Raw genomic sequence first — 16,636 nt, forward strand, 5'->3', positions numbered from 1 at the left:
TTTACTCTCCATCCATCAACGTATACTTTCGCTTGTAAAACCGTCGAATTTTGTTTTCCGTTGGTTTCTTTTTAATATCAAGCTCCGTAAGCAATTGCTCAAAATATTTTGCCCCTTCATTGGCATCGGTTACTTCGTATTCGAGTTCATAGTCCTCAGCACCTAGATAAAAGCTATGATCGAGTACAAGTAACCCGTTCTTATATGGAATTTCTGCTCGACTTGTACGCAAAGTGCCAAAATAAGTTAGCGCATGGCTATCGACTTGTAAATCAGTAATAAGCTGTTGAATTGTTGACGGAATCTTGGCGCTGCCATCTAGCAATTCTTTAGCTTGTTCATTTGTTAATGCTTCATGTGTTTCTAAAAGGCCCTCTTGATGAGGCTGTTTTAGCGTGAGAACGGATTTATTTTTTTTGCTTCGAATTCGCAGGGCAGCTCCGCAGTCTTTCAATGAGAAAGCAGGTGTATCAAAATAGTGGTTTTCTTGAGAAATAAACTGATCTTCAGTTAATTGAAAGTGTGAGCGGAGACGATCAAACTCTTCTTTCGTTACTATATTTTTAAATTCAATTTCAATTTCTTGTTTCAATGAAATCATCCTTTTAATTTAGGTCTTTTGGTAAGGCACTTTCCATCTTAATTTATCACACTTTTTGAGACAGTAAAACTACATTTCCTAACAGGAATATCCATATGGGGAACTTGGAAAATGAAGAAATACGGATTGTTTAGGTTTTACCTTTATTAAACGTTCCTGGAATGTGTTAAAATAGTAACGAATTGTATAGTTGGAAGGAGTTTATTTATGCACAATCGAATTGACATCACTACCTGTGTGATGAAATCAAATGAATTACATTTAAAAGCAGACCCTATTGAGACGGAAATTGAACAATTGGAAGATACAAAACAAATGCTTGTTGACTCAGATAACATGTCATTTGTATATGTTGTAGATATTAATGATCAATTTATGTATGTTGGCCTTAGTGATAATATTTGGGCGAATTTAAAGCACGTCTTACATAAAGATATGAAAGTATTTTTAGAAATTAATAAGGAAGTAATTGAGCTATCAGCCGTTAAAGAAGAGCTGTCTTATCTCATCAGTAACATCGAAGGAAACGTGAATTATGGAGACGAGATGGTAGCAAGAGTAGAGGAAGTTTTTTTAGATAAAGAAAATAAGTAACAGAGAGAAAAAAGGGGGGTGTTATTAATGATCAGGCATTGGGATTTATTTTTAGCACCGTATAAACAAGCCGTTGAAGAACTTAAGGTGAAATTAAAAGGAATTCGTTCACAGTATGATATGAAGTCTACGCATTCACCTATTGAATTCGTGACGGGACGAGTAAAGCCTATCGCCAGTATTTTGGATAAAGCGACTCGAAAAGGAATTTCTCTCGATCGCTTAGAGGAAGAGATGCAGGACATTGCGGGACTCCGTATGATGTGTCAATTTACGGACGATATTAAAGCGGTCGTAGAGCTCCTTCGTCAGCGCACAGACTTTGAATTGATTGAAGAAAGAGACTATATTCTTCATAAAAAAGAAAGCGGCTATCGTTCATATCATGTGGTCGTATGTTATCCTGTTCAGACAATTAAAGGTGAAAAGAAAATTTTAGTGGAAATTCAAATTCGTACACTGGCTATGAATTTTTGGGCTACAATTGAGCATTCTTTAAATTATAAGTACAGCGGGAAATTTCCTGAGAATATCAAAAAGCGACTTCAGCGTGCTTCTGAAGCGGCTACTCAGCTCGATGAAGAAATGTCTCAAATACGAGGTGAGATTCAAGAAGCCCAGGCTATTTTCTCACGAAAAAAAGAATCGGCGGAAGAATCTTAGGTATGACTCAGCAACAGCTTTGTACACTGGATGGATAGGGGGAGAGAATTAGGTGGAGAAAATAAAATTTGCTATTACATCAAAAGGCAACCAAATATCAAATACGCTTATGCAAAAAATGAAAACGTATTTATTAGATTTTCATTTAGAATATGATGAAAACCAGCCTGATATTGTAGTGTCAGTAGGGGGGGATGGAACGCTTCTCTACGCGTTTCACCGCTATCGAAACCGACTTGACAAGACGGCTTTTATTGGGGTTCATACCGGTCATTTAGGCTTTTACGCAGATTGGACGCCTGATGAGATTGAGAAGCTGGTGATTGCTATTGCAAAGACACCCTATCAGACTGTAGAGTATCCACTGCTCGAAGTGATTATCCGCTATACGAACGGTGGACGCGAAGCTCGATATTTAGCTCTGAATGAATGTACGGTGAAAAGTGTAGAAGGCTCTTTAGTAATGGATGTGGAAATTAAAGGGCAGCGATTTGAGACATTCCGAGGAGACGGCCTTTGCGTATCCACTCCCTCGGGAAGTACAGCTTATAACAAATCCCTTGGAGGCGCGATTTTACATCCTTCGCTTCAAGCTATTCAAATTGCTGAAATGGCTTCTATTAACAATCGAGTGTTCCGTACGATAGGTTCTCCATTGGTTCTTCCTGGACATCATACAGCGCTGTTAAAGCCTGTTAACGACGCAGACTTTCAAATTACCATTGATCATTTAACTCTTTTACATAAAGATGTAAAGTCGATTCAATTTCGGGTAGCAAGCGAAAAAATTCGATTTGCTCGCTTTCGCGCGTTTCCTTTCTGGCAGCGTGTCAGAGACTCTTTTGTATGTGATGATTAAAGGCAGGGAAGAGAATGAAACAAGTTTTTACGTTGAGTTGGACCGTAGATCATTCTTTCGAGGGTGTAGCGGTTCGTGAATTTTTAAAAGAACATGATATTTCCAAAGCTTCGCTGACGGACATTAAGTTCAGAGGAGGAGCGATTGAAGTAAATGGAAAGCATGCAACGGTTCGATATATTCTGCAAAAAGGTGACGAAATCAAGGTGGCGTTTCCACCAGAAAAAGCAAGTGAAAGTCTTCTTCCTAAAGCTATACCTTTGGATATTGTATACGAAGATGAGTATATATTAGTTTTGAATAAGCAGCCAAACATGCCAAGTATACCTTCTCGAGAACATCTAACGTGGTCACTAAGTAATGCTGTGCTCTATTATTATGAGAAAAATAACATTAACTCGACTGTTCATCTTGTGAACAGGTTAGACCGAGACACATCTGGGCTGCTTATTGTGGCTAAGCATAGGCACGTTCATTACTTATTCTCTAAAGCACAAAAAGAACATGAAATTAAACGCGTGTACCGAGCTTTTGTTCATGGTAAGCTTGTTGGCAAGGAAACGATAGAGGCACCGATTGGCCGAAAAGAGTCAAGTATCATCGAACGGGAAGTAAGAGAAGATGGGCAGTTTGCTATTACACACTATACGGCGCTTCGTCCGTATTCTTCTTTTACAGAAGTTGCTCTTTCGCTTGAGACGGGGAGAACTCACCAAATTCGTGTTCATATGGCTTATAAAGGATATCCACTGCTTGGAGATACCCTATATGGCGGAACGAATCATCTTATTTCTCGTCAAGCTCTCCACAGCTATGAGCTCACTTTTTTTCATCCTTTTTTACAAAAAACGTTGTCTTTTACAGCACCTTTGCCGCCAGATATGCAGAAACTTCAAATCGTAAGATAAAAGTCGCTTTTTAAATGAAAAGCGACTTTCTTTTTACGCGAAGTGATTAAATTTTTCCTCTACATAAGGCATAGATGAAGGCACCGATATAATATTCCCTTCAGGATACTGAAACGCCGTTAAAGCCCCTCCAAAAACTGCGCCCGTATCAATATTAATGGTATTATGAATTTTTCTGGCTTTTACTACGGGTGTATGCCCATACACGATAAAAGGTTTTCCATTATAATGTTGGGCCCAATCCCGTCGGACAGGCATACCGTTTAGATGTTTTTCACCCGTAATGTCTCCGTATAGCACAAAGGTTTTAACTTTTTTATCTGTTCTGCCGATGTATTTAGCTTTAAGGCCGGCGTGAGCAATAATTAATTGATTTTGATCAAGCTGCACATATAGAGGTGATTGCTCATAAAGCTCAATAAACTTTTTTTTAATGAATTTCTGTTCTCTTGAAGGCAAGGCTTCGTACTCAGCAACGGTCGTTTCTAACCCATGAGTAATTTCCACTTTGTTACCGCAAAAGAAGCGATATAGCTTATTACAGTGATTGCCTGGACAGTAGTAAGCTTGCTGATGCTTGATCACAAGTGACCATACGAGCTCAATCACTTTTAGTGAATGAGGTCCTCGGTCTGTTAAATCACCTACAAATCCAAGGCGCCGTCCGTCAGAGTGGACAGGAATTCCGTCTTGCCACTCATACCCAAGTTTTTCTGTTAACGCTTTTAATTCATCATAGCATCCATGGATATCGCCTATTATATCTACTTTCATCTTTTATCCACATCCTTAAAAGGTTTTTCCTTTGACGATATAAAATTACCCTTATATGGAGCAAACTATGTGTAGAACTTATATATTATTGGGAAAAGAGTAAAGAGCTATGAGTTGAAAAAAAACAAAATTCATCATAAAGTTAAATGAGTTTTGTGCGACAGGGAGGTTGAAGACATGACAGATTCAATTGAAAAAGAAGAAAAAGCATGGTTCGCCGAACATTTATTATCACTTCTAGAAAAAAATGAAATCGATGCATTTCGTGAAGAATTTTTACATATGCATACGTATGACCAAGCTCAATTTTTTGAAGAATTAGATGAGCCTTCTAGGTTTGCGCTGTACGAGATGTTATCTCCGGAAGAAATGGCGGATATCTTTGAAAATGTAGAGATACGAGAAGAAGATTATCAAGAAATTCTCTCAGAAATGCATCCCAATTTTGCAGCAGACATGCTGTCGGAAATGTCGGCGGATGATGCCGTTGACGTATTAAATGAATTGGATAAAGAACAAGTGGCGAGCTATTTAACGATTATGGATGAAGAAGCAGCCGATGAAATTAAAGAGCTGCTTCATTACGAGGAATATACCGCTGGAAGTATTATGACTACTGAGTTTGTGGCCATTCGTGAAAATCAAACCGTACATTCAGCTATGCACATTCTACGCAGGGAAGCTCCAGAAGCGGAAACGATTTATTATGTATTTGTTATTGATGAACAAAAGCATCTAGCAGGTGTTATTTCTCTTCGTGATTTAATTATAGCAGATGAAGATACCATGATAAGCGAAGTTATGAATGAACGAGTTGTATCCGTGTCAGTAGCAGAAGACCAAGAAGAAGTTGCGCGCATTATGCGCGATTACAACTTTCTTGCGCTTCCAGTTGTTGATTTTCAGCAGCATCTTCTAGGGATTATTACGGTTGATGATGTGATGGATGTTCTTGATGAAGAGGCATCGGATGACTATTCTAAATTAGCCGGTATTAGTGATGTAGATGATACGATTGACCACAATCCCTTAGTAGCGGCCAAAAAGAGGCTGCCTTGGCTGATTATTTTGCTGTTTTTAGGAATGATGACAGCGAGTTTAATTGGACGTTTTGAAGATACGTTGAATCAAGTAGCTATTTTAGCTGTATTTATACCTTTAATTGGCGGTATGGCTGGTAATACAGGAACACAGGCACTAGCCGTTGCGGTTCGCGGACTGGCGACGGGAGAAATCGAAGAAGAAAGCAAATTTAAGCTGTTAATCCGAGAAGCAGCTACCGGAATGATTACGGGCGCATCATGTGGACTTTTAGTTGTATTAATTGTTTATATTTGGCAGGGAGATCTGGTTTTAGGCGCTTTGGTAGGCGTCTCTGTATTTTCAACATTGATTGTGGCTACACTAGCAGGAGCGTTTATCCCGCTTCTCATGCACAGATTCAAAATTGACCCTGCAGTCGCATCAGGACCATTTATTACAACGATCAATGATCTTATCAGTATTTTAATTTACTTCGGTCTAGCCACAACATTTATGAGTTATTTAAAATAATGAAGGGACTTTGGAATTCGACATGAGTAATCATGTCGGATTTTCATTATCAGTTCATATAGTTGACAGAGAACCTTCAAGCTTTTATGATTAACCTTTAATTTTGAATACTAACGTCTTCGTTTTATAAATAGCGAAGGTAAAAGGAGGGGAATCTAATGGAACAGCACGCGTCCTTTACATCACTTGTTATCGTCATTAGTTTGGCCTTTTTAACGCCTATACTGTTGCATCGGTTTAAACTCAACATTATACCTGTAGTCGTAGCTGAAATTATTATGGGATTAATTATAGGGAAAAGTGGTTTTGACCTTGTGGAGCAGGATATGTGGCTTGAAACACTTTCCACTTTAGGCTTTATCTTTTTGATGTTTTTAAGTGGTTTGGAAATTGATTTTTCTGCTTTTGCTGGAGGAAATTCAAAAGACAAAAAGGCATCAGGAGCGAAGGTGCCGAATGCTTTTTCCATTTCTATACTAGTGTTTGCAGCTATCTTTGCGGTTTCACTATTTTTGTCCTATGTTTTTGTATGGACCGGTTTTATTGATAATGCCTTTTTGATGACGCTTATTATTTCTACCATTTCACTAGGAGTAGTAGTGCCGACTTTAAAAGATGCACAGATTATGAAAAAGCCAATTGGACAAACCATTTTATTGATTGCGGTTATTGCGGACTTAGTCACGATGATTTTACTAGCCGTATTTGCTTCCGTCTATGATAAATCAGGAAATAGCAATACATGGTTGATTTTAATTTTATTTGGAGTAGGAGTGATTTTATACTTCATAGGGAAGCAGTTTAAAAACCGATCGTTTCTTGAGACAATGTCTAAAGGTACAATTCAAATTGACACGCGCGCCGTATTTGCACTCATTATCATTCTAGTGGGCCTTTCGGAGTCAATTGGTGTTGAAAACATTTTAGGCGCTTTTTTAGCGGGATCACTCGTTTCTCTTCTTGCGCCTAATAAAAACTTAGTTCATAAATTAGATTCGTTTGGCTACGGTTTTTTAATTCCTATCTTTTTTGTGATGGTAGGAGTGAAGCTTGACGTTTGGTCATTGTTCAGTGATAAAAAAGTGCTGATTTTAATGCCTTTATTATTCATTGCATTATTAATATCCAAGCTAGTTCCAGCGTTAATCTTAAGAAAATGGTATGATATGAAAACCGTTTTGGCATCGGGTTTTCTTTTAACATCGACTTTATCACTCGTTATTGCGGCAGCAACGGTTGGTGAAAATATTGGTGTGATTGATTCACAAATGTCCGGTGCGCTGATTTTGGTGGCGATTATTACATGTATTATTACACCTATTATCTTTAGAAAGCTGTTTCCAAAGCCAGAAATCAGTGATAGAAAGCTGAAGGTCAATATGCTTGGTGCAAATCAATTTACACTCCCGGTTATTCGAGAAATGGATCTTGATTTATATGATGTGACGATTTATCATCCTACTCAGGACAAAATTGAAAACCGTACGTCGGATTCCATTTTTAATATCGTCGACATCGATGGATATAGTAAGGAAACGTTAAGAAGTATGGGGATTTTAGATGCGGATGTATTAGTTGTAACAACAGGGGAAGAAGAAAGAAATAGCGACATTGCTCTATTTGCAAAAGAGTATGGTACAGAACGGGTTATTGCCCGCGTAGAAAGTCCTGTCTTAGATGAAAAGATGAAAGAAAATAACATTGAAGTTTTTTCTGTGCTGTTATCTACAACGGCATTGCTAAAAGCTTTAATCGAATCGCCAAATATTTTAAATATCTTAACGAATCAAGAAACAGCACTTTATCAAATTAATATGCGTAATCCTAAATACGAGGGGGTAGAGCTTCGTAAGTTCCCGTTTACAGGAGATGTGATTTTTGTTCGAATCTTCAGAGGGAAAGATTCTATTGTACCTCATGGCGATACAGAGCTTGAATTTGATGATCGTTTGATTGTAACGGGGTCTCGTTCGTATGTGAATGAATTGCGTATGCTTCTTGAGTATAAAATTAGATAAAGGTATTTAGCTGGATTTAGTTTTCTACCTGATTGAATGAGAGGAAGAGACTGAGACAAAAGTATTTTAGCTCAAGTGAAAAACGAACCACTGATCAACATGTTTGATTAGTGGTTCGTTTTTTTTTGTTGTTTTGAAAATAAGTTTCATCTGTTTAGCTCTTTCTAGCAGTTGATTGGAGGGCAAGACGAAGACTCCTGCGGGAAAAGTGGAAGGGGTGAGACCCCGCAGGAGCGCAAGCGACGAGGAGGCTCATTGGCCGCCCGCGGAAAGCGAAGTCTTGCACGGAAATCAACGGCGGTGTAACAAGCGTTCAGCTCATGTATCCTATTTATGCGTCTTTAGATTGAATTAATTTAGTTATATCTCAACTTCTTTTGTGGTATTTTCCTAAATTATATAAAAAAGTATAGTGCTGCTTTTATTTCTAAAAAGGCTGCCGCAAAAAAATAAACAAGTTTTTCCGTGTGCAAGCATACATTTTTAAAAGAACGATAACAAGCAATTGGAGGTATGCTTCATGACTAACTCAAAATCTAAGTCAGAAGAAAATGAGCCGCTAATGTACATTGTCCAGCCAAACGCTACGCAAAACCAGCGTTCTATGCAATATTATTTTAGTTCAAAACAGCAAGACAATAAAGGAATAGAGAAAGAGCATGTGTTAAAAGAAGAGCCCAGCTTTTCTTCTATTCAAGAAGTCAAAGAGCCTGACGTAGAAAAAGTGGAAGAGATTAAGAATGAAAAAAAGGAAGAGCGTTCAATTGTTCCCGTGGATATACCGCAATCAGAGAATAAAAAGCCAAATAAAATGTTTCAGTCTATGACGATTAAAGAAAAAGTTGAATTTCTATGCAGCTTCCCGCCTCATATGTCTCAGCCAATTTGTGAAATTACGTGCCAAAATCAAAAATATATAGGAACAATTTTAGAATTAAAAGAAGGAAGTTTATACGTAAGCGTTCCTCCTAATAAAGAGAAAACAGTATTGACATTTCATGATATTCAAACCATATCTATCGTTAAAATTTAAGTAATTTTAAAAGCTAACAGTGAAGAAGCACGTTAGCTTTTATTTTCATAAGTTTGTGAATGCACGGAGGAATGAAGATGACATGGATTTATCTAACATTATTTGTCTTTGCGACGTTTCGACTTACTCGTCTAATTGTTTTTGATAAAATTACAGCGTTTATTCGTAAACCGTTTCATAAAATCGTAGAAGATCAAGATGAACAAGGAAATACAGTAACTTACCTAGAGATAAAAGGGAAGGGGCTGCAAAGGTGGATTGGAGAACTGCTCAGCTGCTATTGGTGTACAGGCATATGGTGTGCGGTAGGGATTTATTTTAGTTATGTAGCGGTCCCGCACATTGCTATTCCTATTATTACGATCTTAGCTATTGCAGGGTGTGCAGGAATTATAGAATCTTTTATGAAATAAATGGACGAGTTAAAAGACATATTGATCGTCAATATGTCTTTTAATGATTAAGGGAAATTTAGCACAACTTTATTTAAAAAAGGAATACCTTCCTGCCACTCTTCACTATAGAAAAAGCCTTCTAGAATAAATGAAGTTGTATCAGTGGAGAGAGGAATGACTACTTGAAAAGAGTCAAATAGTAATTTGCCTTTGGGCTTTAATACTGTTTGCTTAATGGGTTTAATCCAATATTCACCGTCATTTTGAATTTTTTCGTTCCATTTTGGATGAGCGTAGCGCCATTCTAAAGAAGAAGAGGGGATACTAGAAGCTTCAATATCTTTTTCATCAATGATCTTCCCGCTTAACATAGCAGAAGCAGTAGGCTTCATCTTTAAGCAAAGCACCGGAGAGCGTAAAGTACTGCTCGTTTGATTTTGAATAATTACGTTGCCGAACATCATCAGCTCGCTTTCATCTTGTTCTGGCAGCAGTATGGAATGTTGGAAGAAACAGAGGATATCGCTTTTTTCGAACCTTTCTATGGGTTTTTCTACAATCTTTTCAATTACTTTCTCCACGATTTTTTCTTCAATAACGGGCTGTTTCCTTGAAGCTTTTTCTCGAAACGCTTCGGCAATAATTTTTTGTTCGGAAAGCTCGTTTCTCAGTAGATCCAGTTCTTTTTCTAATTCTTCAATTTCTACTTCTTTTTCAGATGTAGAAAGCGTCTCAGCGTGTTTCTTTTTCCAAAACGATGTATTTTCTTTTTCTCGCTCTAAAGCTCGTTCATAGCTTTTTAGTTGGTTTTGCACGTTTCGAATTTCTGATTTATAGTGTATGAGCTTTTGTTTTAATTGAGTTAGATCATCTTTAGGGGAAGGGGAGTTACGACTCATCTAGTAGTCTCCTTTCCTGCTGAGCTATAAATTAATCTGGTCGTTAGAGCTGCCCATAGCAGTTTTATTTATATGTATGCAGAAAGCGCGTAAAGGATGAAAAAAGAGGAGAAATATTCTCCTCTGGCTTTTTATCTTGTTAATCAAATTCGTGATGGTCGAAGCCTGACTCTACATCGTCTCCATCAAAATCATCGTGATGTGGTCTTCCAGGGAAAATAGCATCACATTGAGGTGGATATTCAATAGGTGAGCAGCTGCTTGTAGAAATGATTTCAGGGCGAGGGTAGCAGAAGCTTCCTTCTACTTCAACTTTAACATCTTTTTCAATTTGAACACTTAGGCATAACATAAGATCAAAGCTTAATTGCTGTAAGTGACAATCTGATAATCTGAGAGAACCGTCAGTTCCTTCAAAAGATTCAAGGTGGACAACAGGTTCTGTTCCTTCCGGGGCGCATAAATAGAATGTTTGATGTATTTTCCAAGGAATAACGCTAGATTCAACCTCATCGTGTTTGTGATGTCCATTCAATTCAATTAACTTAACTCGGTAAAAGCCGCTAATTGATAATTTTACTTCATGAAGAACAACAACTTCTCCATCTGGTAACACAATTTTTTTAGGTCTGCGACCACCGTGCGGCACAAGCTCAATCACGTTATCAAGTGCGTCTTCATCTGAAGGATCTACAGGGTGACCTTCACTATCTGTTAAAACAATTTCCACTTCTACGTCATGGCCTAAATCTTTAAGTGCTTCTTCTTCAAATAATGAAGTGTCGTTCGTAAAGATTTGTGGTAAAACAACTTGACGTCTAACCCAGTCGTACACTTTAGGTACGCGGATACATAATGATTCAAAAAGTTCTGCCATTTTTAAACCTCCTAATTGTAATTGTCCTTCCTTTACGCTTTTTGTTACTAGGTATCGGACTACTATAGTGTATGAATGACCTGCTTTTATGTTCCTTAGTAAAAGCGGAATTTATCGGAATAAATCCTAGTTGGAGCGAGCATAAAAAATGAAGGAAATAATAAACTCAATTACAGCATATTCATGTTAATAAAAAGTGTTATTCATCTTTAACTGATTTTTTAGAAGCTGTGGGTTATTTATAATGGAGGAGTGAAGGGCATGAGCGAGGAAAAAACAAAACAATATATTGCTTCATTGAAGTCGGAGTTGGCTTTTTATAAAGAAGAATATCAAAAATTCAAGCACCAAGAATTTGAATATGAAGATATGAAGGAAGAGTTATTGGAATTACAGCAAAAGCATGAAGAAGAAAAAAAGAAGCTAGAGGAAAAAATAGATTGGCTTAAAGCATGCGTCAATGAACAAAAATCAAAAACCGAACAGTCTATTGTACAGTACAATCATCAAGCTCAAGGGACAATTCAAGAACTGCAAAATCGGCTGCGTGAAGTGACAGAGCAAAAGGGAGGAGAAAGACCGAGAGTGAGGAAACAAAAAAACAGCACGGATTTATTTTTGTCCCTGCAGCGCAAAATGGACAAATAAGATAGAACGTCTTTCTTTAGTCCTGAATATAATGTTATAGATAGGATGCTGTGAAAAGGAGGGAAACATGATGTATTATCATTATAATTATAATCCTAATCAATACCCTCAGCCCCTGCCTTATCATCCACAACCAATGACAAAACAATCGGTGAAGAAAGGGCATGCCATTCCTAAGCCAGTCCAGTACCCTTCTCCAAAACAAGGTGGTTGCGGCTGCGGTTCAAAGTTACCAAAGCGATAAGCAATAGAAGCATTGTCACTCGGACAATGCTTTTTTACATGGAGTGGAGAGAGGTGTAGAGATGCCAGATTTTTTCGATGAATTTGAACGGTTTTTTGAACAGCATATGATGGGAGAACATCGAAAGAGAATGAAAGAAGTAGAAAAAGCAGAAAATCAGATGGAACAGCAAGAGAGGAAACTGCAGCAAAATGTAAAAAGACTTGATGAGCAAGATGCTGAAGATCCGTTTGGACAATGAAATTTAATGTACACAGTTGAAAAGCCCATACAAAATCATATTATTGAACATACAGTATAGAGAGTAAAACAGAGGGGGTGTAATATTATGGGCTGCGGATTTGGCTACGGTGGTTGTGGTTACGGTGGTGGCTACGGCGGTGGTTTTGCGTTAATCGTTGTATTATTCATTCTATTAATTATTGTTGGTTGTGTTTGTTTTTACAATTAATCCCTTCTATGAATAAGGCACCGAAAAGTGCGGGTGAAGTTTCACTCGCACTTTATTTTTTTATTAAATGTAAAGGGCACCATCTAGGCACATGGTGCATACGATGAAGTATAAATAAAGGAGGTCATGCAAAATGGATAATAATATGTTTAAAAATATAGAAAAGAAAACAGGCGTTAATATGAAGGATATTTTTGAACTTGCGAATTCTGTACAAAATGCTAATTTTAAAGATGAGCAAACGGTGCGTAATATTGTGAAGCGAGTAGCACAAATTGCGAATAAGCCAATTTCAAAACAAAAAGAAGAACAAATTGTTAAGGCGATTGCAAACAATAATCAATCCATTGATTTTGCGACCATCGCTAAAATGCTAAATGAGAAAAAATAATTTAATATTTTTATATAAAGCCCTGAGGTGTCAGGGCTTTTTTCCATTTAGGCAATTTCATTTGTTTGAAATGCGTTAGAATCAAGATCAAACAGTTCGGGATGCTGTGCTAAGTAATTAATTTCTTTAATACGATGAGCGATAGGAGGGTGAGTTGAAGTAGCTTGATTCAACCACATAAAAAAACCTTTTTCCTGTGAGTGCGTATGAACAAATTCTTCCTGATTTACTTTTTTATTTAGACAATGACCAACCGCAAGTATAGTGAGTGCTTGAGTGGCAGCTTTTGCATCACCAATCGCAACGGAAGCTATGCGATCACATGTATATTCACAGGCCCTAGAGTAAGCTTTTCCTAAAAAAGGAACCCAAAGAGCAGGTAGAATAAGTGAGTGGTAGAGTGTGTGCTTACGTTTGATATGAACTAATTCGTGGGCAATGATAAAAGAAAGTTCTTTTTCTTGATTATCTTCAATCATTTCAACAATGTCGGAGTATAAAACGACAAAGTGACGTCCAAAAAAACGTGTAGCAAACGCGTTTAATAAGCCGCCTGATTGAACAATATAAATATCGGGCAGCTCTAAATCCAGCTCTGAAGATAAATGTTTTGCCTGATGATAAGTATGCGGGAACTGCTTCTCTGTCAATCTAACTCCATTATTGCGAATTTGAGCAATAGAGAAACCGTGTAGCATAAATGTAATGAAAAAACCGATTGCAATGTAGAGAATGCCGACGAGTGAAATAATTAAAAACAAATAGGTTAATAAGCTGATAACCATACACAAAATGAAAAAAATCTTTTCATTTTCATGAATAAGCTTTGCGTTCAATAATGGAACCTCCTAAAATATAGTAATGCAGTACATAACGTAGTGTAACGCATCTACTTATGAATATCTACCTCTTAGTGGAATGTTTGGTTAATAATAGAGGTTGAAACGTAACGAAATCAATCCAATCTAAAGAGGAGAAAATTGGATACATGAGCTCCTACGGGGTCTCATCCCTTCCGCTTTTCCCCAAAGAGCCCTCCAATCAACAGCTAGAAGCAACTAAATATATTAACTCTACATGTACATGACAATAAAAAGTACGAACGGTTAATCAATAATTTTGATTAACCGTTCGTACTTCAATTTGACTAAAATACTTTTGTCCCAGCCTTTTTTGCTTTATACTTTTTTTATAAAAGACTTCAGAAATCTCGAAGGATAAGCGGTTTTACCTCTTCTAGTTTGCGGAACAGATAAGTAAAGTGAATTCTGTGCACGCGTCATGGCTACATATAAAAGGCGGCGTTCTTCTTGAAGCGGCACATCATCTCCGCCTCGATAAGCTTCGAGTGCATAATCATGAGGCAATCCTCCGTCTACGCTGCTCAGTACGTATACATGCTTATATTCAAGACCCTTTGCTCGGTGAATGGTGGTTAGCTGAATACTTTCATTAAATTGCTTGCTTAAAGCTTTCATCTCTGTGTTCATGGCAATCATATGATCCACATGCTCTAACAGTTCAGGTACGGTTTTGAATTTACGTGCTACAACTTTTAAATCCCGCACGTCATCCGAACCTTTTTCCATCATATTTCCTTCATTTCCGCGTTTTTTGACAAAATCATCGAATCCCATATCCTTAGAAATCGTCTCAAGTGCCAAAGAAGGAGACATTGATTTTAGCGACTTGAATAAAGGAATTACTTTCTTGAGCTTTTTTTGCTGAAACGGTTTTAAATCTTGAAGATATTCAAGCGCATCAATAAATGTACCATCATGAAGAATACTTGCTGCTTTTAAGTCATTGACTGCTGTTTTCTTTAAAAAGAGTGCGTTCACTAAATCTTGTAGCGAACTTGCGTCATTTGGATTCACGCTCAAGCGTAGAAATGAAAGTAAACTTCGAACCATTCTTCTTTTATAAAACGAATCCGCATCTTGTTCGATTGAAAATGGCAGGTTTGACTGCGATAAACGTTCAAAGATGGCGCGTGAAGAAGCGTGAGTTCGGTACAAGACCGCGAAGTCAGTTGGAGAAGCTCCTTGCTTAATCTTTTCTTTCATATCCGTTACAATCATTGTTGCTTCTTCTTCTTCGTCGTATGGAAAGAAGAAGGTAGGTCTTAACTCATTATCAAACTGGGCAGCCATTTCTTTTTGTCGGCGCGCTGTATTTCGTGCAATTACTTTATTAGCGGAAGAAACGATGGCGTGAGCTGAACGATAATTTTGGTTTAACGTAATAACAGTTGTATGAGCAAAATCTTTTTCAAAGTTTAAGATGAACGAAGGGTCGCTTCCGCGGAAAGCGTAAATTGATTGATCATCATCTCCTACGACACACAAGTTTTTAGAGTCTTCACTTAGCATTTTCATAATTTTATATTGAACTTTATTGATATCTTGAAATTCGTCAATTAAAAAATAGCGAAATCTTTTTTGATAACGAGTTAGCAAATCGGGATTTTGTTTTAGCATTTCATAACATCCATACAGCATGTCATCAAAATCGAATAGCTGTTTTTGCTTTTTGACTTCTTCATAGCGACGATATAAAAAGTGCACATCTTGTTCCCATTTGTCTTTTGGGCGAACATCTTTCACGCCAACAAGCGTGTTTTTCCAATAGCCGATTTGCTGAAGTGCCTGATCAAACGGGAAATCTTTTTCATCCACGTGGAGCTCTCTTGCTGCTTCTTTCACGATCTGTTCTTTTTGCCAATCCCATTTCAGCAGGCGATCCATTTGCCACGCTTGAGGATTGTGATGAACAATCATACGTAAGAAAATGCTGTGAAAAGTTCCAACTAGCATTTGACGAAGATGTAAGCCGGACATCTTTGGATATGTAGCCAATCGTTCTTTCATTTCTTTAGCTGATTTAGCCGTGAAAGTCACCAGCATAATGGATTTTGGATCAATTTGTTTTTCTTGTATCATATATGCGGTGCGAGCTGTTAACACACGCGTTTTTCCGCTTCCTGCACCGGCTAGAATAAGAAGAGGTCCTTCTGAATGTGTAACAGCTTTCCATTGGTTCGAATCTAATTCAATACCGCTCTCTTTAAATTCATTTAAATAAGTAGAGTCAGAGTGTTTAGGAACAGGTGGTTTTGAGCGAAAAGCAGGAACACTTGAAAAAGGCGCGGAAGGCCTCCATGTCGCTTTCTCTTTTACAGTTGAATTTTTCTCACCAATAGCTCGTCCTTTAGGAATACGAAATCCATTGGTTTCTCTGTATTCAGCCGGAGTTTCTTTTATTTGTTGTACAGCTGTTGTTTCTGATAGTGTGTCTGAACACTCTTCTCTTTCATGAGGAACTTGAGCATGATAAAAGTAAGGAGAATGTTCAATCCCCAGATATAATTTAACTGGTTCTCCGCAGTGAGCACATGTTATTTCTCCTCGGAGACTAGCTTCATATAAATATTGAAATCGGTCTCTAGCCGTTATAGCAAGATTAAGTATCTGTTTTTGATAAAGTGCACGTTGCAAAAAACATGGCCTCCTTTGTAAAACATGAACAATCAATAGTAAATAAGAGGGAGTTAAAGCAAGAAGCCGCTCTTGTTCTACATCGATATAGATGTGTATATACGCACAGTTTTTATTCTATAATCAAAGTCTATCATATCAAAATCATCTTTTTTTAAAAAGAGTACGGATATTTTTGGAGGGATACGATATAAAAAAGGGTATATATTGAGTAAGAGATCACATATGTT

Annotated in this window: 20 protein-coding genes; 14 read left to right on the plus strand and 6 right to left on the minus strand. The window is 37.5% G+C overall.

The annotated features are described in order from the left end of the window. Nucleotide 1: 1 nt before the first annotated feature. Nucleotides 2–592: a CYTH domain-containing protein gene (locus LJY09_RS03715; RefSeq protein ID WP_028412352.1), complete on the minus strand. Its 591-nt coding sequence runs from the start codon at nt 590–592 to the stop codon at nt 2–4. Nucleotides 593–808: 216 nt separating this feature from the next. Between LJY09_RS03715 and LJY09_RS03720 the strand changes: the two genes are divergently transcribed. From LJY09_RS03720 to LJY09_RS03735, 4 genes are all read left to right on the plus strand, one after another. Continuing rightward, complete coding sequence (locus LJY09_RS03720; RefSeq protein ID WP_014461567.1) at nt 809–1,195, plus strand: UPF0738 family protein; 387 nt, start codon at nt 809–811, stop codon at nt 1,193–1,195. A 27-nt stretch (nt 1,196–1,222) separates the two neighbouring features. After that, entirely contained in the window at nt 1,223–1,858 is a 636-nt protein-coding gene (locus LJY09_RS03725; protein ID WP_014461566.1) for a GTP diphosphokinase, read from the plus strand. 61 nt (nt 1,859–1,919) lie between these two features. Beyond that, the gene (locus tag LJY09_RS03730) at nt 1,920–2,717 is read left to right on the plus strand and encodes an NAD kinase (protein ID WP_025749877.1); all 798 of its coding nucleotides are present in this window, start codon (nt 1,920–1,922) and stop codon (nt 2,715–2,717) included. A 14-nt stretch (nt 2,718–2,731) separates the two neighbouring features. Next, nucleotides 2,732–3,625 (plus strand): RluA family pseudouridine synthase, encoded by an 894-nt coding sequence (locus LJY09_RS03735; RefSeq protein WP_028412351.1) that lies wholly within the window; start codon nt 2,732–2,734, stop codon nt 3,623–3,625. A gap of 33 nt (nt 3,626–3,658) precedes the next feature. Here LJY09_RS03735 and prpE read toward each other — a convergent pair whose 3' ends face one another. Beyond that, nucleotides 3,659–4,399 (minus strand): bis(5'-nucleosyl)-tetraphosphatase PrpE, encoded by a 741-nt coding sequence (gene prpE / locus LJY09_RS03740; RefSeq protein ID WP_028412350.1) that lies wholly within the window; start codon nt 4,397–4,399, stop codon nt 3,659–3,661. Nucleotides 4,400–4,576: 177 nt separating this feature from the next. Between prpE and mgtE the strand changes: the two genes are divergently transcribed. The 5 genes from mgtE (at nt 4,577) to LJY09_RS03760 (ending at nt 9,417) form a co-directional block, all read left to right on the plus strand. Beyond that, nucleotides 4,577–5,953, plus strand: a complete 1,377-nt coding sequence (gene mgtE / locus LJY09_RS03745) for a magnesium transporter (protein ID WP_028412349.1) — start codon at nt 4,577–4,579, stop codon at nt 5,951–5,953. A gap of 158 nt (nt 5,954–6,111) precedes the next feature. Further along, entirely contained in the window at nt 6,112–7,971 is a 1,860-nt protein-coding gene (locus tag LJY09_RS03750; protein WP_028412348.1) for a monovalent cation:proton antiporter family protein, read from the plus strand. Nucleotides 7,972–8,142: 171 nt separating this feature from the next. After that, nucleotides 8,143–8,277, plus strand: coding sequence for a hypothetical protein (locus LJY09_RS27575; protein WP_255256918.1), 135 nt, complete (start codon nt 8,143–8,145; stop codon nt 8,275–8,277). A 214-nt stretch (nt 8,278–8,491) separates the two neighbouring features. Next, on the plus strand, nt 8,492–9,004 hold the full coding sequence (locus LJY09_RS03755; protein ID WP_033578056.1) for a CotO family spore coat protein: 513 nt from the start codon (nt 8,492–8,494) through the stop codon (nt 9,002–9,004). A gap of 77 nt (nt 9,005–9,081) precedes the next feature. Further along, nucleotides 9,082–9,417 carry a DUF1360 domain-containing protein gene (locus tag LJY09_RS03760; RefSeq protein WP_034327373.1) on the plus strand — a complete coding sequence of 112 codons (336 nt, stop codon included), beginning with the start codon at nt 9,082–9,084 and terminating at the stop codon, nt 9,415–9,417. Nucleotides 9,418–9,464: 47 nt separating this feature from the next. On the opposite strand, the gene LJY09_RS03765 is transcribed toward LJY09_RS03760, so the two are convergent. After that, entirely contained in the window at nt 9,465–10,298 is an 834-nt protein-coding gene (locus tag LJY09_RS03765) for a hypothetical protein (protein WP_028412345.1), read from the minus strand. 139 nt (nt 10,299–10,437) lie between these two features. Beyond that, entirely contained in the window at nt 10,438–11,175 is a 738-nt protein-coding gene (locus LJY09_RS03770; protein WP_028412344.1) for a BMQ_0737 family morphogenetic spore coat protein, read from the minus strand. Between the two features lie 261 nt (nt 11,176–11,436). Here LJY09_RS03770 and LJY09_RS03775 point away from each other — a divergent pair, with 261 nt between their 5' ends. The 5 genes from LJY09_RS03775 to LJY09_RS03795 all read left to right on the plus strand — a co-directional run bounded on the left by LJY09_RS03775 (nt 11,437) and on the right by LJY09_RS03795 (nt 12,909). Further along, entirely contained in the window at nt 11,437–11,823 is a 387-nt protein-coding gene (locus LJY09_RS03775) for a hypothetical protein (RefSeq protein ID WP_028412343.1), read from the plus strand. Nucleotides 11,824–11,890: 67 nt separating this feature from the next. Next, complete coding sequence (locus LJY09_RS03780; RefSeq protein WP_167387307.1) at nt 11,891–12,067, plus strand: hypothetical protein; 177 nt, start codon at nt 11,891–11,893, stop codon at nt 12,065–12,067. Between the two features lie 61 nt (nt 12,068–12,128). Continuing rightward, a complete protein-coding gene (locus LJY09_RS03785; RefSeq protein WP_014461555.1) occupies nt 12,129–12,308 on the plus strand; it encodes a hypothetical protein in 180 nt (59 codons plus the stop codon). 87 nt (nt 12,309–12,395) lie between these two features. Continuing rightward, nucleotides 12,396–12,518, plus strand: coding sequence for a YjcZ family sporulation protein (locus tag LJY09_RS03790; protein WP_013055448.1), 123 nt, complete (start codon nt 12,396–12,398; stop codon nt 12,516–12,518). A 133-nt stretch (nt 12,519–12,651) separates the two neighbouring features. After that, nucleotides 12,652–12,909, plus strand: coding sequence for a sporulation-specific transcription regulator SpoVIF (locus LJY09_RS03795; RefSeq protein ID WP_013055449.1), 258 nt, complete (start codon nt 12,652–12,654; stop codon nt 12,907–12,909). 47 nt (nt 12,910–12,956) lie between these two features. Here the strand turns inward: LJY09_RS03795 and LJY09_RS03800 are convergent, their stop codons facing one another. Beyond that, nucleotides 12,957–13,745 carry a M48 family metallopeptidase gene (locus LJY09_RS03800; RefSeq protein ID WP_028412342.1) on the minus strand — a complete coding sequence of 263 codons (789 nt, stop codon included), beginning with the start codon at nt 13,743–13,745 and terminating at the stop codon, nt 12,957–12,959. A gap of 342 nt (nt 13,746–14,087) precedes the next feature. Beyond that, nucleotides 14,088–16,406, minus strand: a complete 2,319-nt coding sequence (locus tag LJY09_RS03805) for an ATP-dependent helicase (protein WP_028412341.1) — start codon at nt 16,404–16,406, stop codon at nt 14,088–14,090. Nucleotides 16,407–16,636: the final 230 nt, after the last annotated feature.

The organism is Priestia sp. J2, from assembly GCF_020790095.1.
Taxonomy (GTDB): Bacteria; Bacillota; Bacilli; order Bacillales; family Bacillaceae_H; genus Priestia; species Priestia zanthoxyli.